The 24,979-nt window shown below is 37.7% G+C and carries 22 protein-coding genes and 1 other annotated feature (1 of these 23 cut by a window edge); of the genes, 3 read left to right on the plus strand and 19 right to left on the minus strand.

What is annotated here, in order from left to right:
• Positions 1 to 100: 100 nt before the first annotated feature.
• Both OZY43_RS05350 and OZY43_RS05355 read right to left on the minus strand, forming a co-directional pair.
• Positions 101 to 1,024, minus strand: a complete 924-nt coding sequence (locus OZY43_RS05350; protein WP_277164049.1) for a dihydroorotate dehydrogenase — start codon at positions 1,022 to 1,024, stop codon at positions 101 to 103.
• Positions 1,025 to 1,114: 90 nt separating this feature from the next.
• The gene (locus tag OZY43_RS05355) at positions 1,115 to 1,972 is read right to left on the minus strand and encodes a MetQ/NlpA family ABC transporter substrate-binding protein (protein WP_277164050.1); all 858 of its coding nucleotides are present in this window, start codon (positions 1,970 to 1,972) and stop codon (positions 1,115 to 1,117) included.
• Between the two features lie 249 nt (positions 1,973 to 2,221).
• Here OZY43_RS05355 and pyrF point away from each other — a divergent pair, with 249 nt between their 5' ends.
• Together pyrF and pyrE are read left to right on the plus strand one after the other, a co-directional pair.
• Entirely contained in the window at positions 2,222 to 2,929 is a 708-nt protein-coding gene (gene pyrF, locus OZY43_RS05360; protein ID WP_277164051.1) for an orotidine-5'-phosphate decarboxylase, read from the plus strand.
• A gap of 1 nt (position 2,930) precedes the next feature.
• Positions 2,931 to 3,575, plus strand: a complete 645-nt coding sequence (pyrE, locus tag OZY43_RS05365) for an orotate phosphoribosyltransferase (protein WP_277164052.1) — start codon at positions 2,931 to 2,933, stop codon at positions 3,573 to 3,575.
• Between the two features lie 39 nt (positions 3,576 to 3,614).
• On the opposite strand, the gene OZY43_RS05370 is transcribed toward pyrE, so the two are convergent.
• The 14 genes from OZY43_RS05370 to OZY43_RS05435 form a co-directional block, all read right to left on the minus strand.
• The gene (locus OZY43_RS05370; RefSeq protein WP_277164053.1) at positions 3,615 to 4,118 is read right to left on the minus strand and encodes an HXXEE domain-containing protein; all 504 of its coding nucleotides are present in this window, start codon (positions 4,116 to 4,118) and stop codon (positions 3,615 to 3,617) included.
• 126 nt (positions 4,119 to 4,244) lie between these two features.
• Complete coding sequence (yjeM, locus tag OZY43_RS05375; RefSeq protein WP_277164054.1) at positions 4,245 to 5,738, minus strand: glutamate/gamma-aminobutyrate family transporter YjeM; 1,494 nt, start codon at positions 5,736 to 5,738, stop codon at positions 4,245 to 4,247.
• Between the two features lie 140 nt (positions 5,739 to 5,878).
• Positions 5,879 to 7,057 (minus strand): MFS transporter, encoded by a 1,179-nt coding sequence (locus OZY43_RS05380; protein ID WP_277164055.1) that lies wholly within the window; start codon positions 7,055 to 7,057, stop codon positions 5,879 to 5,881.
• A 150-nt stretch (positions 7,058 to 7,207) separates the two neighbouring features.
• Complete coding sequence (locus tag OZY43_RS05385) at positions 7,208 to 7,834, minus strand: SLAP domain-containing protein (protein ID WP_277164056.1); 627 nt, start codon at positions 7,832 to 7,834, stop codon at positions 7,208 to 7,210.
• A 46-nt stretch (positions 7,835 to 7,880) separates the two neighbouring features.
• On the minus strand, positions 7,881 to 10,688 hold the full coding sequence (locus OZY43_RS05390) for an SLAP domain-containing protein (RefSeq protein ID WP_277164057.1): 2,808 nt from the start codon (positions 10,686 to 10,688) through the stop codon (positions 7,881 to 7,883).
• Positions 10,689 to 11,515: 827 nt separating this feature from the next.
• Positions 11,516 to 12,853, minus strand: coding sequence for a type I glutamate--ammonia ligase (glnA, locus tag OZY43_RS05395; protein ID WP_277164058.1), 1,338 nt, complete (start codon positions 12,851 to 12,853; stop codon positions 11,516 to 11,518).
• A gap of 170 nt (positions 12,854 to 13,023) precedes the next feature.
• The gene (locus tag OZY43_RS05400; RefSeq protein ID WP_277164059.1) at positions 13,024 to 14,271 is read right to left on the minus strand and encodes a methionine gamma-lyase family protein; all 1,248 of its coding nucleotides are present in this window, start codon (positions 14,269 to 14,271) and stop codon (positions 13,024 to 13,026) included.
• Entirely contained in the window at positions 14,264 to 15,184 is a 921-nt protein-coding gene (gene miaA, locus OZY43_RS05405) for a tRNA (adenosine(37)-N6)-dimethylallyltransferase MiaA (RefSeq protein ID WP_277164060.1), read from the minus strand. Before miaA ends, OZY43_RS05400 begins: the two co-directional genes overlap by 8 nt.
• Positions 15,185 to 15,256: 72 nt before the next feature.
• A complete protein-coding gene (locus OZY43_RS05410) occupies positions 15,257 to 15,661 on the minus strand; it encodes a rhodanese-like domain-containing protein (protein WP_277164061.1) in 405 nt (134 codons plus the stop codon).
• A 55-nt stretch (positions 15,662 to 15,716) separates the two neighbouring features.
• Entirely contained in the window at positions 15,717 to 15,935 is a 219-nt protein-coding gene (locus OZY43_RS05415; RefSeq protein WP_277164062.1) for a YqgQ family protein, read from the minus strand.
• Complete coding sequence (locus OZY43_RS05420) at positions 15,935 to 16,612, minus strand: rhomboid family intramembrane serine protease (protein WP_277164063.1); 678 nt, start codon at positions 16,610 to 16,612, stop codon at positions 15,935 to 15,937. The genes OZY43_RS05415 and OZY43_RS05420 overlap by 1 nt, the downstream gene beginning before the upstream one ends.
• A gap of 15 nt (positions 16,613 to 16,627) precedes the next feature.
• A complete protein-coding gene (locus OZY43_RS05425; RefSeq protein WP_277164064.1) occupies positions 16,628 to 17,194 on the minus strand; it encodes a 5-formyltetrahydrofolate cyclo-ligase in 567 nt (188 codons plus the stop codon).
• 57 nt (positions 17,195 to 17,251) lie between these two features.
• The gene (rpmG, locus tag OZY43_RS05430) at positions 17,252 to 17,401 is read right to left on the minus strand and encodes a 50S ribosomal protein L33 (protein WP_172999151.1); all 150 of its coding nucleotides are present in this window, start codon (positions 17,399 to 17,401) and stop codon (positions 17,252 to 17,254) included.
• Between the two features lie 84 nt (positions 17,402 to 17,485).
• Positions 17,486 to 19,579: a penicillin-binding protein 2 gene (locus OZY43_RS05435; RefSeq protein WP_277164065.1), complete on the minus strand. Its 2,094-nt coding sequence runs from the start codon at positions 19,577 to 19,579 to the stop codon at positions 17,486 to 17,488.
• A 200-nt stretch (positions 19,580 to 19,779) separates the two neighbouring features.
• On the opposite strand from OZY43_RS05435, the gene OZY43_RS05440 reads away from it, so the two are divergent.
• Positions 19,780 to 20,691, plus strand: a complete 912-nt coding sequence (locus tag OZY43_RS05440) for a BadF/BadG/BcrA/BcrD ATPase family protein (protein ID WP_277164066.1) — start codon at positions 19,780 to 19,782, stop codon at positions 20,689 to 20,691.
• 55 nt (positions 20,692 to 20,746) lie between these two features.
• Here OZY43_RS05440 and greA read toward each other — a convergent pair whose 3' ends face one another.
• The 3 genes from greA to pheS form a co-directional block, all read right to left on the minus strand.
• Positions 20,747 to 21,223, minus strand: coding sequence for a transcription elongation factor GreA (greA, locus tag OZY43_RS05445; protein ID WP_277164067.1), 477 nt, complete (start codon positions 21,221 to 21,223; stop codon positions 20,747 to 20,749).
• 73 nt (positions 21,224 to 21,296) lie between these two features.
• Positions 21,297 to 23,714 carry a phenylalanine--tRNA ligase subunit beta gene (gene pheT / locus OZY43_RS05450; RefSeq protein ID WP_277164068.1) on the minus strand — a complete coding sequence of 806 codons (2,418 nt, stop codon included), beginning with the start codon at positions 23,712 to 23,714 and terminating at the stop codon, positions 21,297 to 21,299.
• On the minus strand, positions 23,714 to 24,763 hold the full coding sequence (gene pheS, locus OZY43_RS05455; RefSeq protein ID WP_277166364.1) for a phenylalanine--tRNA ligase subunit alpha: 1,050 nt from the start codon (positions 24,761 to 24,763) through the stop codon (positions 23,714 to 23,716). The genes pheT and pheS overlap by 1 nt, the downstream gene beginning before the upstream one ends.
• A 36-nt stretch (positions 24,764 to 24,799) precedes the next feature.
• Positions 24,800 to 24,979, minus strand: a binding site (T-box leader); it runs 24 nt beyond the window's last position.

A 24,979-nucleotide genomic window follows, 5' to 3' on the forward strand; every position in this document is an offset into this window, starting at 1 on the left:
TAGGCGCTAACTTGTGATTGCCTTGCTAGCCTCTCTGGACTAATTAAAGGAATATTAAGTTAAATATACGAACAATTATGATAATTGTCAAATTAAATTTTTAATTAAATTGAGCTTGACCGACAAGATCATTGATATCACTAACACCCAATTTATTTAATAATGCTGGCAATTTTTGAATAATATGCTGGCAGACTAAGTCATCATGAAAATGTGCACTACCAACGGCCACAGCACTGGCTCCTGCCAACATAAATTCAACCACATCTTCAGCGCTTGCAATCCCGCCCATCCCAATAATTGGCAGCTTGGTTGCCTGATATACCTGATGAACCTGATATAGAGCCAGCGGCTTAATACAACTACCTGAAAGTCCACCAACATTGTTACCTAAAAATGGCTTACGCGTTTCAAGATTTATCCGCAAACCCATCACTGTATTAATCAGGGACAAGCCAGCGGCGCCACCACTCTCGGCAGCACGAGCAATCTCAGTAATATCAGTTACGTTCGGAGTTAATTTGACATAAATTGGCACCTTAACTACTTGCTTAATGGCAGTTGTCAGCTGCTCAACCAATTCCGGATGAACGCCAAAGGTCATGCCGCCGCGAGCCACATTAGGACAAGAAAAATTAAGTTCCAGTGCATCTACTAGACCAGATGCAGACAATTCTTTTGCTACCTGAACATAGTCGGACTCAGTACTGCCGCCAACACTTGCAACAATTGGTAAGTTTGGATATTGCTGCCGCAAACGCGGTATTTTTTCACTGACAACCTTGCTAACTCCAGGATTAGTTAACCCTACCGAATTTAAAACACCAGATTCTAAAACCGCAATTTGCGGCTGCGGATTACCAAGGCGAGCTAATGGCGTCGTTGTTTTTAGTACCAATGCTCCTAACTCATTTAAGTCAAACTTACTAGCAGCAGGAACATCGCCAAAGCCGAAAGTGCCACTTGCCGGCATCACCGGATTTTTCAAGTTTAGACCGGGTAATTTTACACTAAGATTAGTCATCTTTACCTCCAAAAATGTATGCTCACAGACATTACAATTATTTTTGCAGTTTATTTTACACGTTTTTAATTATTTGCCAAGATTTAATTTTTATTTCAGTTTAACATCCCACACAGCCTGCTGCATTGAACCATAAAATTTACGATAAAGTTTCTTAGTTTCTGCAGTTTGGTAACATTTTACAACATCTTGATAGTCAGGATCGTTTTTCTTAGCCGCGGTAGTACAAATATTATTAATTGCTCCTGCTGACTCTTTATTAATTGGCTCAACATAAATAGTTTCTTTTGGGCCAAGACCAGCTGGCACGGCAAAATCATTATTAACAATTACAGCATCAACCGAATTAATAATCCGCGCACACTGCTCGTCACTGACTTCTTTAATCTTGATATGATGAGGATTACTTGTAATATCCGCAACTGTTTTCAATTTTTTACCTGCAGTCAACCGGATTAACTTAGCATTTTTTAAAACATGAAGTGCTCGTGACTCAGTTGCGGCATCATTAGGAATCGCAATCGTGGCACCTTGCGGCAACTGACTTAACTTGTGATACTTTTTGGAATATAGCCGAATGGGCGCAATATAGGTTTTACCAATTGAAACAATGTTGGCATGGTTGGCCTTGGACCAAGTATGCATAAACGTTGTTGTCTGAATTGCATTTAGATCAATTTCACCATCACGCAAGGCCTTGTTCGGTTGATTATAATCCGTAAAAACTTTGGTCTTAACGATAATGTTATAATCACGCTTGGCCTTTTGCGCAACATGCTGCCAAATTACTTGTTCAGAATTACTTTCGCCGACAACACCAATCGTCACTACTCGCTGCTTGGGTGTATTATTAGAAATGCCTGGGCCGAAGCTAAACCAGCCGGCAACGAGCAAAACTAAAATAATAATTGACCAAGTAATAATATGTTTCTTTCGCTTCTTACTCATTTTTTATTCCTTTTCTTAATAAAAAATTCACCTGAATTTATAATAATTATACCAAAATAAACTACTAGAATTAACATTTATTAAAATTACTAGCAAGAATTAGTTGTCTTTTGAGTAAGATGATGCTAGACTTACTAACAATGAACTTTAAACGGTACAGAGAGACCGCAAGTTAAACATGACTAAATTACCAAAAAAGTCTATTTTGACGCGCTCTGTGCCAGAATAGACTTTTTTTGGAGGTTTGCAATGGAAAAAGCAGTTTTCGTCGCCCTAGATTATGCTAACGAGCAAGAAGTTGCACAACTTTTGCCAAAGCTTGGTGCAGCGCAAGAAACTTACTTAAAAATTGGTATGGAGCTTTTTTATCATTCTGGAAGTACCCTAGTTAAAAAATTAAGCGAACAAGGATACCACATCTTCTTGGATTTAAAATTACATGACATTCCTAACACCGTTTATCATGCTGCCAAGCAATTAGCTAAGCTTAACGTATTTTGCATTACTATTCATGCCCTAGGTGGGAGTGAAATGATTAAGGCTGCCAAAGACGGCTTAATTGCTGGTACACCAGCTGGTCAAAGTGTACCTAAACTCTTAGCAGTGACAGAATTAACCTCAATTTCTGATTCAATTCTGCAAGATGAGCAAAATTGTCAACTGCCAATGAATGAACAAGTTGTAAGCCTTGCCCAAACCGCCCAAAAAGCTGGTGCTGATGGTGTTATCTGTTCGCCACTAGAAGTTGAAAATCTCCGGTCACAAATTGGCTCTGACTTTCTCTATGTTACGCCGGGAATTAGACCTGCTCAAACTAGTAATGGCGACCAAAAACGTGTCGCTACGCCAAAAGAGGCAAAAGAATACGGTGCCAGCGCAATTGTTGTTGGTCGCCCGATTACTCAAGCTGCTAATCCACAAATGGCCTATCAAGCAATTAAGAAGGAGTTTAACTAACATGCATCAAGAACAAATTATTGCCAAATTAATCGCCGAAAAAATCATTACGGTATCACCTAACAAGCCATTCACTTACGCAAGCGGTATGCTTTCACCCATCTATACCGATTTACGCCTGACAGTCTCTTATCCTGACTTGCGCGATTGGATTGCCAGTGACTTAGCTACCTTAATTAAAGCTAAGTTCCCAGACGTTACAATTATTGGCGGTGTTGCAACTGCTGGTATTCCTCATGCTGCATTGGTCGCAGCTAAACTTGAATTGCCAATGATTTACGTCCGACCAAAGCCTAAAGATCATGGCAAAGGCCGTCAAATCGAAGGTCGCTTTACTGACCAAGAAAAAATTGTCTTGATTGATGATTTAATTACCACCGGCGGTTCCGTCTTAAATGCAGTTAAGGCAACCCAAAACGAAGGCGGCAATGTTATTGGTGTCAGTTCCATTTTTACTTATTATCTACCAGACGCAAAGCAAAATTTTGCGGCAGCCAACGTTGCCTTCAATCCCCTACTTTCTTATCCAGAACTGCTAGCAAAAGAAAAAGAATTGAATTACATCACGGAAGCTGAATATGATGCACTTAAAACTTGGCATGAAGACCCTTGGCAATGGGGCAAAAAATTTAATCAAGATAAGTAACTTTAATCCCAAAAACACAGGTAAAAATACCTGTGTTTTTTATCTTTTCCGATTAATAATTTTCTTACCTATTTTAAAGCAAATTTGTATATTCACAAAAATTAAAACTAGTATTATAACTGAACAATATAAAACAAAAGACCAATTATGTACTGGCATCGCACTTATCCAATAGATACTAACTATACTACTAGCTATACCAAAAATAAGTCCTGGTACATAAGATTTAACTATAATTGATTGAATTATATGTCCTAAAATATGGTAGTTATATGCCAACATCAGAGATACATAAAATTCTAAGTATGAAATTTTAAGTAACGTAATCCAAGTAATCAATACTAAAATTATATATTCTTCAAATATTGTAAAAATAAATGTTGTTGACGATAAATTAAGATATTTTTTCAAATAGTTACCTTTGAACATTTTAGGCACTTTATTATTTATTAGTTTTCTGTAATTCTTAAAGAATAAAATTTCTTCTAATTCATGGAACATAAAAACCGTTGGAAATAAGGCAATATATATCCTAAAATCCATTATTATTCTCCTTATTTGTTTTATATATTTTTATTAGAAATTTATCTTGTTTAACTAACTTAGCCATAGCAAAATCCCAAAGTTAGTTAAACTAACTTCAGGATTCAGATCAAATATAGATATTTTTTAAAATTTTGCATCATGATGTTCACGATAAGTGTAATAGACATAAGCAATGACACCAAAGGCAACTGGTCCAATTGCCGTCCAGAACGACGTCATATAGTCTCCAGACAGCATTGGCTCAACACAAGTAAAGATAATTCCCATGGCAACAACCAGCCAGACAACAATTGTTACTGCCCATACTTTGCCTTTACCTTTGATAAAGACAAATGGTCGATCAATATCCTTCTTCATCTTGAAGAACGGAAATACCCCAATCAAGAACAGATACGGTACAGTTGAAGAAACGTTCATCATATCCATTAAAATCGTGTAAAATTGTCCCGCAGCATTACCACCAAAGGAAATAAACAAGATAATGACACTAATAAGCGCTGCTTGTGCCCACATTGCCCGTTCAGGCATATTATGCTTGTTCAATTTTACTAATTTTTTAGGTAACAGCCGCGCATCACAACCCTCAATAAAGGACTTAATTGGTGAATAAACCATTAAGAAAGCTGCGGAAATTCCAGATAAAACGTCAGCTAAACCAGCAAGACGGGAAAAAATCGTCCCTAATGCCAATGTAGCAGATTGCGATAAGCCCATACTGTGACCCATCACAATTCCCAAATTGTTGACTAACACATATTCCATATTGGCAATATTGACATTTTTTGCACCCAGAATAGCAGTCCAATTGGTTGAAATACCACACATTAAAATATTAATTACATAAAGACCAGTCATCAGAGCCATTGCTCCCATCATGGCCTTGGGGAAAGTCTTCTCAGGCTTGTCAACTGAATCAATGACCCCAGCCGAAGTTTCAAGGCCACCATAAGCAAATAGCGCGTAAACAATAAATGATAATACCGCAACTGGTGTCTGAAAGGCTGGATTAGGCGACTTAGTAAAATTCATTGCTGTAACTGGTTCAGCAAAATGCCCATGACTAACGGCAAAGACTACTAGTGACGCCAACATGAAGCCTAAAGCAATGATAATTGCAAAAGCCCCGCCAACTTTATCAACGGCAGTAATCTTATCAATCCCTTTGGCAGCAAAGAACGTGACAATTACCATGAAGGCAACTTCAAGAACACCTAAGAGTTGTGTTGATGACAAGAAGCCCAAATGCCACGTTTGCGTCATGTCTTTACCCGAAATTAAGGTTGACAGCGCAACCAGGAAAAATTGCGTGGAAGAAACCAGCCATACAACCCAAGCAGCTAACCAAATAAAGGTCCCTACAAACGCCACCTTCTCATTAGCTGATTCTTCAAGCCAAGAGAAGATACCACCCTTGACGCCCTTAAAAGACGCACCATACTCCGCAAAGATTAATGCAGACGGCAGAAAGAACAGGATTGCTGCAATCACATACCAAATAATACTTGCATAACCCATTTGGTAATACGCCGTTAGTGAATTACTGAATCCAAAAATGGACGAAAAGATCATTAAAATTAACGTACCAAGTGTAATTTTATTCGGCTGTTTTTTATCCATAAATAGTAGCTCCTTTTCAAAATAGACCTTACTATTATGGACCTTTTTCGCTAATTATTCAAAAAATCTTATCTTTATGTAATTTATTTTTAAAATTTTATTCAGATAAAATTAAAAAGCAGGCAAAGCCTGCTCATTAATTAATGCTGCTTAATTGCATTATTCAATCGCTTGCGATAACGCAGATAAATAATAATTACTAGTGGAATAATAAGTAGTTGAACCAAATAAAAGTACTTAATTGGTAGCATGTCATTAACAAAACCCATAATAATCGGGCCAAATGACATCCCAACATCTAACCCCAAATAAAAGGTACTGCTGGCCAAACCTTGCTCATTGATTGGTGCCAGTAAGAGTGCCGTAGACTGCAAGACCGAATAAATGACGCCATAGCCAACTGCCATTCCACAAGCTGCCAATGCCATTTCCCAGTTATTTTTCATAAAAGCTAAAAGCAAAATATAAATTGCTGTCCCCGCAGTACTTAGCCAAAACCAAATACCAAAACGAACCGTATCAAATAAATTCTTTAAGCCAATTCTAATAACAAGTAAAACTACGGCATAAATAAGGAAATACGACCCAACAGCCACACTCAAATGTCGCTCCTCAGTATACGTTACTAAATCTGCCTGAGTTGCAAAATACGGAAACGCAAATAAAGTTGTAAGCAAAGCAATCGGAAGATCTTTCATCTCAATAATTTTGAAATGTTTAAAAGAAATTGCTTCTTTTGCTTTATTTTTAGGTTTGGCGCGATTACCAACAAATTGAATAGTAATGATCATCAAAAAAGAAGAAACTGCTGAAGCAATAATTGCTAAGCGATAACCTGTTTTTTGATAAACATTAATTGCTAATGCTGGAGCTACTGCCATTGCTAGTGCATTCATCAAACCATAAAAGCCCATTGCCTCACCGACATGTTCCCGCGGAACCAAAAACGCCAACCAAGTTGTCATGCAAACAGTGTCTAAAACATAGCCAGCACCATTAATTAACCGAAATAAGAGTAGCCAACTACTTTTTGGCGCAACTACATAACCCGTTACACCAACAAAAATTAAAATACCGCCAATTAATGATAAGCGGTATTTAGAAAATTTATCAGTTAAATTACCAGCAATTGGTCGTAAAAACATCGCCGCAATACTCATGATACCAACAATAATACCGGCAAAAGCACTACTAGCACCCAAACTTTTGGCATACCCATTGATTAACGGATTGACAAACATCGTACTAAACATAAAGAAAAACGATGCTGCCATTACTAATATAACATCTTTAGTATAAATTGATTTTTTATGTATCACTTTTTACCTCACCTAAATTATTAATACTTTAATTTTACCACTTCTAACGAAGTTAATTAATGCTTTGATAAATTTAGATTAACATTAAAACTATCTATTGTTCTCAATACACAAAAAAGTAGCTTGATCTGATGATCAAGCTACTTTTAGCTATTCAATATTAGCTGCATTAATATAATAGCCACTCCCAATATCAACTAAAGTATTACCTTTTATCTTTTTAGTACCTTCAACATTTACGCGTGTTTTTGCAGCTAAAATTACCTTATTTTGGTGTTTACCATTGATATCATATAGATATGCTGCATGTGTAATTAAACGCTTACCAGGCTCAATATTAGATTTTTTAAGGTGTAGATAATTGTGCCCATTAGCAAAATTACCCACTTTTAACCAGCGCTTACGTCCAATTTGAAAATAGTGTTGACCGTGAATTTTACTTGGTTCACCATAAGTTTTTACCATTTGATGTGCTTTCAAAGCTTTTTTATGATAAATACGTTTACCATGACTGTCATATAGCAGTGCACGATGCTTCAACCACCGCATACAACCTTGAACATCACTGGTTGCAAGGTTAAGGTCATTTGTCAGTGCATAATAACTGTTCACAGCAATAACCTTCGTTTCATAAACCGGAACAATCGAACCAGCTTGTAAAATAATGCTAGGTATTCTGCGTCCTTGACTATCAGCCAACAACAAATTATGTTCATGAAGAAATTCAAGACAAAATAAAAAGATCGCTTGATAAATAATCAAACGATCTTTTCTCATGTATATGCTATTTTAATAATATAGAAAGGATTATAAATATTAGTTATTAACGAAAGTTAGCTTTCTTAACAAGTTTATTTGCACCAATGATGTAAAATGACTTGCCATGGCGCTTAACAGCCGTACCATAAGTCTTAACATATTTACCCTTCTTCAAGGCCTTCTTGCTAGCACGCTTCTTACCGTTGTTCTTATAAACATAAGCACTGCGCTTCAGCTTTCTCTTAGTACCGTCAATATTAGAAGCAATAATGTACTTACTATCACCTAAGCTGTAATACTTGCGACCATTAATACTCTTTGTACCATAAGTATCAACCTTGGTACCAGCCTTGTACTTGTTAGTGGTGTGAGAACCATTAGCATCGTAAACATAAGCATCATGTTGAATCTTCTTTTGAACAGCTGGTTGACTTGAATTATCTGAACCAGTTGAAGGATTAGAAGTATTTGAACCGTTAGAACCAGTTGAAGTGTTAGTAGGTGCAGGATTTGGTGCAGGTGTATTTCCATTAGTCGAAGAACCACCACCATTGGAACTAGTTGAGCTATTTGAACTATTGCTACCGTTTGAAGTAGTTGAACCGTTAGAACCATTGCTGCCGTTTGAAGTAGTTGAGCCGTTAGAACCGTTACTACCGTTTGAAGTAGTTGAGCCGTTAGAACCGGTTGAGCCATTGTCTGTATTGCTACCAGTTGCATCGTCATTAACTTGGACTTGTACTGGAACAAAGTCCTTAGTACCATCAGCATAAGTTACAATAGCAACTGCATTACCCAATTCATTGGCAGTAGTATTACCAACAGTCTTATCAAGATGGCCGTCATTTCTAGTTACTACACCACCATCAATGATAGAGCCATCAGATGCCATCGCTTTACCAGGCATCCAAGCAACACCAATAACTACTTTCTTATTAGTCAAATCATTAAGAGTAGCGTATTCACCAGTCTTAGAATCAACTACTGAAATAATATTAGCAGCTGAACCAATAGAAGTTTCATCCTTAGCAACAGTTTGCTTATTAGCAGAAACATTAAATCTGCCAGCACCAGTCTTAATTAAGACGTCATCTAAGTCAGTACCAATTTCAAGACCTGGAACAGTATTAATTCCAAGCAGCTTGTTAATTGCATCACCAGCTACACCACCAACAATTGGCAGGCTAGAGGCATTAAACAATGGACCATTCAGGTATGAAGCATAATCACGGAAATCTTTTGCCGTACTCATAGCAGCATAAGCTTTTGATGCCTTACCCTTAGTTGGAATATCAGCTACTGGAGTTGGGTAGTTATCTTTCAAAGTAGTGTTAAAGCCAGTTAAGTTAAGTTGTGGGAGGATAGTACTTAGAATATCGTTAATTGGATCACCCAAATTAAAGTAATTAGTTAATGCAATTAAGTTAGAATTCTGAGCAGTAAATGTCCAGTTTCTACCCTTAGCAGCATCAGACATACCTAAGTTACCAGAAATATCGGTACCAACATAAGTAACCTGTGGTCGATCAAGATCTGGGTTAGTTGTAATAATCTTAATTGACTTAGGACTATTAGCAGTCAAAAATACCCAGTTAGCAGTTGCATCAAGTATTGGTGAGGCAATTGCAGGTGCATTATCAACCATCTTGAAAGTTGCACCATTAGCAACATCAATGTTAAGCAAAGCTGAATCACATAAACGAGTTACTGTTGAATCAAGGTTTACATTAACATTAGCGTTCTTACCAATAGCAAATCTAGAACCAAGTCTAACATTGGAAATAGCATTCCATAAGCCATCAGACTTAATTTGATTCCAATCTGGAATTATATTACTGATGTCATTCATCGCTTCACCATTGAAGACTTGAATTAAGTTTGCTGCATTAATCTTAACATTGGCACCATCAGCAATAGTGACATTACCATCAAATAATGTTGAATTCTTAGAATTCTTGTCATTACCATTGTAATCAATCGTAGTAGTGCCAGAAATATTAACTTTACTGCTAATAAGACTTGCATCTAAGCCACCACCAAAGGTAATACCACTAGTGTGAACATTATTCAAGTTAATATTACTGAAATCACCTAATGTAGTCCAAGGGTAACCATCAATAATTGGCAAGTCTGCCATATAAGATCCTGTACCTTCAATTGTAATATTATTAAAGGTTACGCTTGGCAATTTACCACTTTGAATGATGTTACCACTTAATTGATTATTGTTCAGTTTTAAGGTGTGACCATTACCGTTAATAACTTTATTACCCTTAACACCAATTTGGCCAAGACCAACATTACCGCCGATAACTGGAACCTTCCAATCAGTAATACCGCTTGGAATATCAACATCAGTAAGCAAGTTAACAGTCGTATAGTCACTGTTAGCCATAGCAGTAAGGAAATTCTGAGCATCACGAACATCAGCAGTGTTAGGGTCACTTACTTGAGGTCCATTTGATGTTGCTGTATTATTGTCATTAGTAGTGTTAGTATTCGATGCTGTATCACTACTATTAGCATCTTTTAAGAAAGAGTTTAAACCTTTATATGAAGATAAATCTGATTTAGAATCTTTCTTAGTTTTGTTTAAAGCAGCTTCAGTGTTAGTGGCACTTGGAGCTGCTTTTTGGTCTGCCTTTGTAGTGTCTGTGGCACTACTATCAGTTTGCTTTCCTGATACCTCTGTAGCTTGTGCATCTGGCGAAACTGTATCAGCTTTAGCAGTTTGTGAATTCAACCCTGCAAAAGTTAAGCCGATCAATACAGATGCTGCTCCAATGGTTAATTTACGAATAGAAAAATGATCTTGCTTAGATTCATTTTCTATTTGTCTTAACCTCTCATTAAAATTGTTTTTTCCTAACATAATTCCTCTCTTTCTTAGTTATAGTAAATAACTATATGAATTACATAACCATAGTAATCAAATTACCAAAATATGTCAATAAAATACCGCAAAAAAATTGGTATAAACTCAGAAGCAGATAAACTGATTATCATTATGTAACTAGATTAAAAATAACATAAAATCAATTAGATTAAATTATAGCATTGACAGTACTAAATCGCTTCTAAAAATAGAATAACACTTTTTTAACTTTTTGCAACTAGATTTAAATTTTATTTTCACCAACTTTTGGCTTAAAATCACCTTTTCTAAGCCCTTTATGTTATGTAAATAAGAAATTAAAATTTGAATAACATAATTATTATGTAGCTGGCAATAATTATTATCGCCCTCATAAAACATGTGATTACTTGGGTGTTAAATAATAACAAACTTATTTAGTGATTTTTTTGGATCTCCAACTTTTAAATAGCTATATATTATATGATAATTTTATCAAAAACTCGTGTAAAGCATTAACAAATCAGTCTAAATAAATATGTTATTTTTTCGATTTTCTAATCATTTTGAGCTCTAGTCCAATGACTAATTCTTAATAATTTTCAATTTTTAAATAACTAACATAATCAAAAAAGTTAATTTTTAATAAATTAACCACCTCCCCTTAAGATATTTTGGTTATCTGATAGTACAAAAGAGAATTATTTTTTTGAAATTTACAATTGGTCTAGTTCTTAGTAGAAAACAAAAAGCATATGATTGCAACCGCAATCATATGCTTAAAATAAAGACTTAGCTGCTGCTTTAGCAACTAGACTAAAATAACTCGAAGTTTAAATTGGTTTTTAATAATTCATGTAACGATTACGTTCCCAATCAGAAACAGTTTGAGTATATTGAGCCCATTCAAATTCCTTAGAAGAAATAAAACTCTTAGATAAGTGTTCACCTAATGCATCTTGAATCAGTTTATCTGCCTTAAAGGACTTAAGAGCACTATGTAAAGTTGCTGGTAATGGCTTAATTCCTAATTCTGAACGTTTTTCTTCACTCATTTCAAACAAGTTAGAAGTAATTGGAGCCATTGGCATTTCTTCCTTCTTAATGCCATCTAAACCAGCGGCTAAGCAAGCTGCCAACAGTAAATATGGATTAGCAGTTGGATCAGCTGACCGCATCTCCAATCTGGTATTAATCTCTTCAGCTGATGGAATCCGCACCATTGGTGAACGATTCTTTGAGGCCCAAGAAATATAAACTGGTGCTTCAAAACCAGGAATTAAACGTTTATACGAGTTAACAGTTGGATTACCCACAGCTGTAATTGCTCGTGCATGCGTCAAAATACCATTTAAGAAGTAAAGTGCCGTGTTAGACAGATGGAATTTATTATTCGGATCATAAAAAGCATTTTTACCATTTTTAAATAATGACATATTAGTATGCATCCCGTTACCAGCTTCACCTTGCAATGGTTTAGCCATGAAAGTTGCAAATAAATTATGCTTCTTAGCAACCTCACGAACAACCATTTTAAAAGTCTGTACTCGATCAGCAGTTGTCAAAGCATTATCAAATTTAAAATCAATTTCTTGTTGACCATCACCAACTTCATGGTGAGCAGCTTCAACTTCAAAACCGATACTTTCCAACGTTTCAACAATATCACGCCGACAACTAGCACTTTCATCATTTGAGGTCATATCAAAATATGAAGCATGATCTGGTACTTGTGTAGTCCAATCACCATTTTCATTTAGTTTAAGTAAGTGAAATTCAGCTTCAAAGCCAATATTAAAGTCAGAAAAGCCCATTGCCCGCATTTGCTCAATAATCCGCTTCAAATTATTGCGCGGATCTCCAGCAAATGGCTTACCATCCGTTGTATGTACAGAACAAATTAGTCGCCCAATCTTACCACCTTGTTGATCACTCCAAGGCAATACTGCCCAAGTTGAAAAGTCAGGATACAATACCATGTCGCTTTCTTCTAAGCGAACAAAGCCATCAATTGAAGAACCATCAAAGCGAATATCATTCGTTAATACCTTTTCAAGTTGACTATTCGGCACTTCAACGGCCTTTAAAGTACCATTAATGTCGGTAAACGCCAAGCGTAAAAAGCGAACGTCATTATCAGCGACGCTCTTTCTAATATCATCTGCTGTAATTTTCTTTACCATTTTTCCACCTAAAAAACTCAAATTGTATAATAATTGGTCTGATTCAAGCAGAGCTTCCTTAGCCTGCTATAAATCTGATTAACACGATAGCAGACCCCTTGCCAAAAGTCAAAGTGGTCTAGTAAAAATAATGTAACCTTTAACAAACTTTTACTTAATTAAATAAGACCTTAATTTTTGAAAAATAATTCGTTAACTGCATTAGTTATCGCAATTTTAACATGGGCATAAGTTAAACCACCCTGCATATAAATTGCGTATGGCGGACGAATGGGACCATCACCAGAAAATTCAATACTGGCACCATCAATGAAGGAACCATCAGCCATAATCACCTTATCTTCATAACCCGTATCATGACTAGGAATCGGATCAACAAAGGAATTAACCGGAGAATTTTCCTGTAAAACCTTTGCAAATTTGATCATCTTGTCTTGATTATGAAAAATCACAGTCTGAATTAAGTCAGTTCTGTCTTCATCCCATGTTGGTGTCACTTCTTCACCCATTCTAGCAAGCAAAGCAGAAGAGTAAATTGCTCCCTTAATAGCATTACCAGTTGTGTTAGGAGCAATGAACAAGCCTTCAAAGTAATCCAAATTATTATTAAGGCTAGCACCCTCTTCACGACCAATACCACCAGCAGTCAGCCGCGCAGCCGTATTTTCAATTAACTCATGTTTACCGACAACATAGCCACCAATCTTAGCAAGACCACCTCCAGCGTTTTTAATTAATGATCCCGCCATCAAATCAGCACCATATTCAGTAGGCTCATGCTTTTCTGAAAATTCACCGTAACAATTATCAATCATAATGATACTATTTGGACTAACTTCACGGATCATCTTAATCATTGACTTAATCTTAGCTACGGTAAAACTTTGCCGCGTGTCATAACCGCGTGAACGCTGAATAACAACCATTTTAGGCTGATGTGCACTTAATAATTTACGTGCAGCCTCATAATCCACTGCACCATCCTTTAAGTCAACATGTGAAAACTTAACCCCATATGCTTTTAAGCTACCACGACCGTCACCAGCAACACCGATAACCTGTTGCAAAGTATCATAAGGCATCCCTGTAAGATAAGTTAATTCATCTCCCGGCAGCAAATTGCCCGCCATCGCTGTTGCGATCGTATGCGTACCCGATACAAATTGTGACCGTACCAATGCATCTTCTGTCTTAAAAATCTGCGCATAAATTCGGTCAAGCTTATCGCGACCAGAATCATCTGAACCATAGCCGGTTGTCCCTAGTAAGTCAGCTTCAGCAACTGCCTTATCCTTAAATGCCTGCAAAACTTTATTTTGATTATAAAAAACATTATCATCAATTTTTGCTAACTGTGGCGCAATTTGCGCATCAATTTCTTTCACAATTTCTTGTAATTCTTTTGGCCAATTATTCATGAAGCCATTCCTCAACTTTCTGTTCTATCTTTGTAATACATTCTTGATCATTCAGAGGATCAAACCAATAACAAGGTAATTGATTTCGAAAATAAGTCAACTGCCGTTTAGCATAGCGGCGAGAAGCCGTTTTTAGCTGGGTAACACACGCTGACAAACTTTTTTCACCAGCAAAATATGGAAAAAATTCTTTGTAGCCGATTGCCTGCAAGACCTGGTATTCACGCGCCCGATTTTGATAAACAAATTTAGCTTCGTTAAGCATTCCTTGTTGCATCATCTGATCAACCCGCAAATTAATGCGGCGGTAGATTTCCTGACGATCAGAATTAAGACCAATAATCAAATAGTCATAACGGGGCTTAATCTCCGTTTGCTGCTCGGAAAATTTTTGACCAGTTCTTGCAATTACTGTTAGTGCGCGTAAGACACGCCGCGAATTAGCAGGGGGGATTTTATTAGCTGCAGCAGGGTCACGCTTATTTAATTCTTGCCATAATGTTGCCGAATCATGTTCCCGCAAAAATTCTTGCCATTCAGATGCAACCGCTGTTTCATGTACCTGCTTTTCACCTAGCTGCATTTGATTAAGTAATGCATTAACATAAAATCCCGTTCCACCAACTAGTACTGGTAATTTCCCTTTAGCAGTAATTTCATTAATTGCCACCTGTGCCTGCTCAACAAAGTCCTTAACTGAATACGACGAAAAAACCGACTGCGTGTCAACTAAGTAATGCTTAACTTGTGCTTGTTCTTCTGGCGTTGCCTTGGCCGTTCCAATTGCAACTTCTTGGTAAACCTGCATAGAATCACCAGAAACAATCTCTGCATTTAACTTTTGTGCTAGCTTAATTGCCAAACTGGTCTTACCAATTGCCGTCGGTCCTACAATTGCTACTACTTTCTGCATCTTTATTATTCCTTATTATCTTTCTAAAAGTAAAAAACACGTTTGCGAAAGTGCGTCAAACATGTTTTTTACTTAATATTTAGATGTTTTAGTGCGACCATTCCACTCATCAAAACCGTTCTTTAACCATTTAATAGAAGTAAACTTCTTTTTTTGTAAAAAGCGGGCTGCACGTAAGGTTACAGTTAAAGAATCTGAGTACAAATAAACCGGCAAATCAGCTCGGAGCTCATTATATTGATATTTTAACGTAGTGTAAGGAACATTGCGGGCACCATCAATGTGCTTTCTTTTAAACGGTGCTTTTTCCCGTAAATCAACAATCTGTGCCTTACGCATTCCTTGATTAAATTCTTCATTAGTCAGGTCACCATTGCCTAGCCGCTTAGTCTGAATTTTATTCCAAAGCCAAACTGCGACAAAAGCCAAAATGACAACAACTAATACCGTATCCAAAATAATTAAAAAGGTTGACATCGACTTAACTCTTTTCTAAATAAACTTAATAGAATAATTTTACTACTAAATTATTCTAGCTTCTATGCTTTTCTTTTTCTTTGCGTTCTTCATACTCATGCTCGCGCCGTAAAATCATTTTAGCAATTAAGTAATCATGCTTACTAATTAACTGTGATCTGTTAATATTATCAAGCTCAAGTGCCATCAGCTCAATGTCCCAAATGCGTTTACCAACATGCACTAAGACACCATACTTTTCAAGGAGCTGCTGAACATCATACAAAGTCTTCATTAAAATCTGATAACCATGCCCATTCTAACCGTTGCAACCAAATAAACAAGCAAAATTCCGCCAGCAACAAACCGCGACTTAGCTGAATATTTTTGCATTGAACGATCACCAAGAATAATTGCCAACAAACAGCCAGCAATAAAACCACCAATATGACCTTGAATATCAATATTAGTATCAAATAAGTCAAGCCCAATATTAATTAGTGCCAGCCAAAATGCCTGCTTACCTAAATAAACAATTACGGGATTATCACGATTATGCAAGCCAATTGCCGTCATCGCGCCCATCAAGCCAAACAAAGCTGTTGAAGCTCCAGCACTAATTGCCTGATCACTACCAAGAGCCAAACTTAATAAGTTACCGCCAATCCCTGATAATAGATAAACAAGTAAGAAACGCCAATGACCCAAAATTTGTTCCATATAAATGCCCAAATAATAGATCATCACAGCATTAGAGACAATATGCATAATCCCCATATGTAAAAATTGCGCGGTAAACAAGCGCCACCATTGACCGCCTGCCACCACAGCATAATTACTCATCGCGCCCATTTTGATTAAAACGGCGGAATTTTGTGAACCACCTAGGGCAGTTTCGATTAAAAAGACCACAAACAAAACAATTAAAATGGTCCATGTCATGTAACTATCTTTAAAACTTTGTTTTTGCATTATAGCCTCGCTAACTTACAAGACTGCATCGGGCGTGATAATCGTTTGCATCGGTACATCCGTTCGTTCAACGTCCCATACAGTTGTATCAAAAATCATCTGTGAATTTACCAGAGCAACCGTCTTAGTCTGCTGATGCTGGGCTAAGAAGCGATCATAATAACCGCCGCCAAAGCCAAGCCGTTGGTGTGTATCTTCAGCAAAAGCAAGCCCCGGCACAATAATTAAGTCCAAGTCATTATTGATTTTCGCATTCGGATCGTCAACTTCCACAACACCAAACTTAGAAGTCGTCAATTTAGTCATATAACTATAATACAGAAAATCTTGAGAACGTTCTGAATTATTATAGGCTTTAGCCAAGTAAACATCCTTGCCCTGATCCCAGAGTAAGGCAATTAACCGTGAAGTATCAACTTCATAAGCAAGCGAAGAAGTCACGCCAACTGTTTGACTATTTTTCAATTCGTCCCAAGCAATTATTTTTTCTAATAGTTGCTGGTCCTCAAGCTCTTTTTGTTCAGTTTTTGCAAAATCTTGCAATCGACTTATTTGTTTTTGTCGTAAATCTTTTTTATTCATCGATTTCTTTCACTACAAAAAATAGCAGGAACAAAATGCCCCTGCCATATTGGTTTATTACTTAGTTTCACGATGAAGAGTTGCGTGTCTTTCAACAGGGCAATACTTCTTCAAACTTAAACGTTCCGGATGCTTACGCTTGTTTTTCTTAGATAAGTAACTTCTATCGCCACATTCGGTGCATTCCAAAATGATGTTATCTGCCATTTCTTTCACCACCTACAATTTATTATTCTGACTGAATTATGATAGCATTTTTCTAACGTTTTTACCAGTGATATTGCTAAATTTCTAGTTTTTATGTAATTTGAAGTAATCTTGAACCATTGCCTTAGTCATTTGCAACGTATATGAACCCTCCAAATCGGGATCAAGTCCCGGAAAAATAACCGCAACTGCTAATTTAGGATTATTTGACGGGGCATAACCCACAAAGGTTGCATTAATTAGTTCTGGTGGATTCTTTCGGTTAGGATGATCTGGATCATAGTAAAAAGTCTGCGCTGTCCCTGACTTACCTGAGATGGAAGGCTTAATATCCTTAAGCTTATGAGCTGTACCCCAACCGTTAGTGCCATGAACTACTCGCCAAAAACCTTGATGAATTACATCTAGCTCATCCGGTGTCCACGGAATCCGTAATTGAACATTTGGCCGTTTATTATAATCAATATAAATTTTCTTACCATCATTAGCCGTGCGTCCAACTGATTGGACAACATACGGCTGGAGACGGTAGCCACCATTAGCAATCGTTGACACGTACTGCGCCAATTGAATTGGGGTATAAGCATCATAGTTGCCATAAGCCAAATCAAGCACAGAACCCGACAGAATTTGTCCTTGGCTATTAAAGGACTTCCCTTGAATACCCGCAGATTCACCGGGTAAATCAACACCTGTTTTTTGCCCTAAGCCAAACATATTAAAATTACGCCGCAATGTGTCAAACGCCGTATCCGGCATGCTAATAAATTCCTTAGGTACATACTTAGCATGAACCCAATTCATTGCTAAATGCATCATATAAATATTACTAGATACTTCCAAAGCCGTTGGCGCATCTAATGCACCAAACGTGCCAACCGGATAAACAGATTTTTTGATCGGTGAACCGGGTAAATAAATTGGCGTATCGGGCAAAGTATTATTAGTCGGGGTAATTACTTTGTTAATTAAGCCGCCGCCGACCATAGCACCCTTAACCACTGACCCCATAACGTAAGTTTGATTAATCACGCCTAAGGCATTATCGGTTACTTTATTTTTATTCGGATCACGGCTAATTCCTGCCATTGCCAGTAACGCACCCGTTTGCGGATTCATTGCTACAGCATAAGCCCCGTTAGAATAATGAGCAGCTCCAGATGCAATTGCTGATGAATACACCTGCTTAAGTGCATTCTGGACTTCTTTTTGATACTTAGCATCTAGGGTTAAAACTAAACTTGCCCCAGCCTGACCAGAATAAATTGACTTAGTCTGCTCAATGTTGCCATCTGTCTTAGTCCAAACCTTACTAGTTGACTTGGTTCCCTTTAACAGCGGTTCATATTCTTCTTCTAAATAGGAAGTACCCACCCGATCATTACGTGAATAACCGTTAGTTAAATAATATTGTAAATTATCACTTGGCAGCCCAGCCTTTTCTGTTGAAACAGAACCGATAATACTCTGAATTGATGAGCCGTTAGGATATGACCGCTGCCAATCAGTTCCAATCCCAACTCCAGGCAAACTAGATAAATGCTCACCCACTTCGGCAATTTCCTTATCAGTTAAACCCTTATTCTTAACATAAATAGTTGATAAGGTGTACGCACCAGAAATTTTATTATAAATTAGTGCAGCAGTCTTTTGCTGCCGCGTTAACTTAATATGTTCTTTGCGCACTTGGTTGTCGATTGCATTATTGATCAATTCCTCATCTTCAGTAGCCTTAATTGCTTTAGGTACCTTAGCTGTTTCCTTGATACTATTATTTTTGTCACCCAAATAATAATCGATTACTTGCTGCTCAGTGGGTTTTTCATCATCTAAACTAATGTAATAACTCAAAGCATTAGAAATCGAATAAACTTGGGCTGCGGTAGTTGATGCACTTTTAGTATAAGTAATTGCGTTTTGAGCCTTGTTACCAACCAAAACACGCCCCTTACTATCATACATTACTCCCCGCGGTACTTGACTGGACACAACGGCCGAATTAGACTTCTGCACTTCCGCCTTAAAGCGCGAACCGTAATCTAACTGCAAGTAAGCCAGTTGCCCCACAAGAGTTGCAAACAAGACAAAAATAATTCCTAAAATAATCTTCATTCTAATTGGTGTTGAAGACTGATTCTTGGAATTAGCAGTTCCGTGATTTTTATTAGAATATTTCACTTAATTCAAACCTCTCTAAACTAGAGTCATTTTAACAAAAACTAGGCTGCAATTCTATTACTTACCCTGAGCTTTGGCAAAATTTTAAAAGATTAGCAGCTACCGCCAAAAAGTGAAGAAGCAAGCCTAAAAATTTCTTCTGTATCTACCCTATTTGTAATAAAATGAAGACGATAACAAAAAAGAAAGAGGATTTAATAATGACACTTAAATATCAAATTGGCGTTGATGCTGGCGGCACCCACACGACCGCAATTGCTTACGACTTAGACGGTCAAGAACTAGGCCGCGCTGAAGCTGGTCCCGGACAAGTAAATACTGATTATGACAACGCAATTGTTAATATCAGTCAGGCAATCAACCAGTTAATTAACCAAATCGATGGTGACTGTCAGCGCGTCTTATGCGGTATGGCAGGCTTATCCGTTATCGGCAATGCACCACAGGTAGCTGCCACCATTTCTGCTAAAATTAATAATCTACCTACACGAGCAGTAACTGACTCACTCCTTGCCCTTTATAATGGACTTGAGGGCGCTGATGGCGGACTAGTTATTGCCGGAACTGGTTCTGTTTTTAACGGCTTACAAAACGGTCATATTATTACAACAGGCGGCTATGGTGCTACTTTAGGCGATGAAGGTTCAGGATATGCTATTACTTTAGCCGCAATTAAATCTGCCCTCCTTAGTTGGGACAAACGTGAAGAAAACGATCTAATTCAAATGTTTAATCATTTACTTGGCGTTACTAATATTGTTGACGGTACTGCTAAGTTTTACCAAATGACTAACCCTGAAATTGCTGCAATGGCGGTCAGTGTTGCTAAGTTAGCCGATGAAGGCGAGCCAAATGCTACTGCCGTCATTAAGGAACAAGCAGAATTGCTGGCTCGCGATATTATCATCGGCATGGATCGCTATGACAATCCGAAACCGATGAAAGTGGCGTTGACTGGCTCAGTTTTAGCTAATAACTCGATGCTGCGGGGCTTTTTAGAAGACAAGGTTCATACTAAATATCCGCAAGCAGAATTTTCAATTTCCAACGGTGAGAATGCCCGTGGTGTCGTTTTTGATAGAAGCAATGATTACCGGCATTTTACTAACTAATTAAATTTAACAATAAAAAAGGAGCAGCCTTAACAGCTGCTCTTTTTTGTTAATCTTATTCTTCAACTTTATCAATGACAACATCAAATTTGCCGCCTGGCGTTGTAATTGTTACTTTGTCACCCTTCTTTTTACCCAAAATAGCTTGGGCAATTGGTGAATCGTTAGAAATCTTACCATTTAATGGGTCAGATTCATCACTACCGACAATCGTGTAAGTTTCTGGATCATCTTCACCAACTTCAGTATAAGTGACTGTCTTACCAACAGAAACTTCATCAGGATCAGTTGCATTAGCATCAACAACGTGCGCATATTTGAGCATTTCCTCAACTACACTAATTCGATCTTCAAGATGACTTTGTTCATCCTTAGCGGCATCGTACTCTGAGTTTTCCGATAAGTCACCATATGAACGCGCAACCTTAATTCGTTCAATTACTTCTGGACGTTTAACAACTTTTAAATTCTTAAGTTCTGCTTCAAGCTTTGCTTTCCCTTCAGCAGTCATTGGATATGATTTTTCAGGCATAAAATATACTCCTTAAAGCTAAATTTTCTTTGCAATGGTCTATGATATTAATTTCTACGCCTAAAGTCAACCTCTAACGAATTTTTGCTGCAAGTTTTTCTGTTAAGGCAGTACTAATTACACTCATTGCCTGAGAAACAACTTCATCAGTCAACGTATCCTGCTCATTTAAGAAACGTAAACTATAAGCTAAACTCTTCTTATCATCATCAATGTGTGAACCTTGGTAAACATCAATTACTCTTACAGTCTTAAGGTACTTACCACCATTAGCCCAAATAACTTTTTCAAGCTCACTGTTAGTAATTTCTTTTTTAACCAAAATTGACAAATCACGTTCAATTGCTGGGAATTTCGGAGCCGGTGTTGAAACCGTCTTAGGCCGTAAAATGAGCGGAATAATCTGATCCAAATCAAGTTCATAGCAATATAGCTCGGAGCCATTTAGTGCCTTATCAGCCATCGTAATCATTGGAATAATCATCCCAATTAAACCAACATATTGTCCTTTAATATAGATACCCGCAGTTCTTGTTGGGTGCATCCCCACAATTACTTCTGCACGGTATTCAACATCATCAAGATTAATACCAATTGCAGTAAACAGGTTAGTTAATTGACCCTTAACATAATAGAAATCAACCTTTTCATCTTCATGTTGCCAGTTAGCAAAATAAATATTACCCGAATATAATGCTGCTAAGTGCTCATGTTCATTGTAAGTACCATTTTCTCGGTCATAAACACGGCCTTGCTCATAGAGAGCTAATTGGTTCTGCTTACGTGCCATGTTATAACTAGCAGCATCGACTAAGCCCGTTAACAGATTTTGCCGTAAAGTTGAGCGACTAGAATTAAGTGGCATCTGTACTCTAACAACTTCTTTAGGCTGTTTAACAAAAGATAGTGCCTTTTCCGGTGAGGTTAAAGAATAAGAAATTGCTTCAATTAAGCCTTGCCCTTGAGCAACCTTCTTAATTCGTCTTAATGCCGTTTCTTCTGCAGAATAACCACCGTGGGTTTCTGCTAAAACCGGCTGTGTCGACTTAATATTGTCATAGCCATACAAGCGGCCAACTTCTTCAACTAAGTCAGCAGGAATCGCAATATCCCAACGTCTTGCTGGTACATTAACCGTTAAATTATCACCAGCAAGTTCGGCTTGGAAGTTCAATCGGTCAAAAATATGAACCATTTCGGTACCAGAAATTTCTGTTCCCAAAACTTTATTAATATATGAAACTGTCGTTTTGATAACAACTGGTTTATGCTTTTCATCGCTGCCCTTAATTACACCCTGACAAACTGTTCCTTGCGCATCATTTCTGAGCAGCAAGGCAGCCATGTCAAGAGCACGCATCGTAGCATCCCAATTAACACCCTTTTCATAACGACTAGAAGCTTCAGTTCTGTTAGCGTGACGCAAGGCAGCTTTTCTAATTAAAGTTGGATCAAAAACAGCTGACTCTAAGATAACATCAGTCGTATCATCTTCAATTTCTGAATTCAAGCCACCCATGACACCGGCCATCATGACTACTCGGTCACCATCAGTAATGACAATATCATTAGGATCAAGGTCAACATCCTTGTTATTAAGCAGTGTCAGCTTTTCACCCTGCTTAGCCTTTCTGACAACCAACTTACCACTCTTAAATGCCCGAGCATCATAGGTGTGCATTGGTTGGCCCGTTAACAACATCATGTAATTAGTGACATCAACAACATTATTAATTGGCCGAATACCAGCATTCCACAAGCGACGCTGCAACCATAATGGACTATCTGCAATTTTAACCCCAGTTATTTTCCGCAAATAAAACTTAGGTGCTAATTTGGGATCAACCTCAACAGTAAAATCCTTAGTCCAATCTGGACCGTCAGCTTTTAGTGTCACATCTTCAACTTTAACTGGCTCATCAACAATTGCGCCAACTTCATAAGCTGAGCCCTCCATTGACAGAGTATCAGCACGGTTAGGCGTAATGTCAAAATCAAAAATGTAGTCGTCCATCCCTAAAGGTTCATAGGCATCTTGACCTGGTTTAATATCTGCATCTTCAGGGAAAACATAAATCCCATCAGTGTATTTTTCAGGAACTAAATTGTCAGCAAAGCCAATTTCCTGTAAACCACAAATCATGCCGTTAGATTCAAAACCGCGCAGCTTGCCCTTTTTAATCTTAACGTTGTCAGCAATTCGTGCACCTGGCAAGGCAACAACTACATTTTCACCAGCGGCAACATTCGGCGCTCCACAAACGATTTGATGTGGTTCATCTTCGCCAACATCAACGTGAGTTATGTTAAGGTGCGTCCCCTCAATTGGCTCACAATCAATAATATGACCGATAACCAACTTCTTTAATCCTTCTTGAGGGTGCTTAACTTCAGCTACTTCAACACCGGTTCGGGTAATTTTTTCGCCTAATTGTTTGGGATCTTGATCTAATTTTAGAAAATCTTGTAGCCAATTGTATGAAACTAGCATTATCTTTCCTCCTTACGGAATTGCTCTAAGAAACGGACGTCATTAGTATAAAAGTCGCGAATATCGTCAATGCCATATTTCAAAATAGCAAACCGATCCAAACCGACACCAAAGGCAAAACCACCGTAAACATTTGAGTCAACACCAGCATTTTCTAACACATTCGGGTGTACCATACCAGCACCTAAAACTTCAATCCAGCCGGTATACTTGCAAATTGGACAACCCTTACCATCACAATTAAAGCAGGAAACATCCATTTCAACTGATGGTTCAGTAAATGGAAAGTAACTTGGACGCAAACGTGTTTCCCGGTCTTCACCAAAGATATGCCGGGTTAATAATTCCAGCGTTCCTTTTAGGTCGCCCATCGTCACATTTTTATCAATTACTAAGCCCTCCATCTGCATAAATTGGTGGGAGTGCGTTGCATCATCATCATCGCGCCGATAAACCTTACCGGGACCAACCATCTTTAAAGGTCCCTTAGTAAAGTCATGCTTCTCTAAAACTCGCGCTTGATCACCTGACGTCTGTGACCGTAACAAGTCTTCAGAATCAACATAAAAAGTCGCCTGCATATCACGAGCTGGGTGATCCTTAGGTAAATTCATCATTTCAAAACAATAATGATCAGTTTCAATTTCTGGACCCTGCACTACCTGATAACCCATCCCAATGAAGTACTTCTCTAAATCATCCAAGATAATATTAATTGGGTGCTCTGAGCCAAGATGCGTTTCCCGTCCCGGCAAAGTTACATCAAGTTCTTCTTTTTCTAGTTGTTCTTCAACTAATGCCTTAACAATTTCTGCTTTAGCATCATCCAATTTGGTGTTAAATAAGTCGCGAAGTTTATTTACCCGCTGACCAATTTCACGTCTATTTTCTGGTGCAACATCTTTCATTGAATGTAGGATTTCTGTCAATTCGCCTTTACGACCAATCAGCTTTACCCGTACATCATTCAATTTCTTTTCGCTCTTTGCCCTGTCAATTTCGGCAAGACCTTTATCACGAAGTTCTTTCAACCGATCAAATAAGTCCATAAAACTTTTCCTTTCAAACAAAAAAGCTCCATCCCTAAAAGGGACGAAGCTACGCGGTACCACCCTAGTTTGAACTCTTGCAAGTCCACACTCAAGTCTTCGTTAACGGTGAATACCGGAATTGATTAGATTCTACTAGCAAGGTGAAATTCACAGCTCTATTTAAATCCTTCTCTCAGCTCAATAAAAGGCTCTCTCTAATAAATGAGTACTGCT

Source organism: Lactobacillus sp. ESL0785 (assembly GCF_029395455.1).
Taxonomy (GTDB): Bacteria; Bacillota; Bacilli; order Lactobacillales; family Lactobacillaceae; genus Lactobacillus.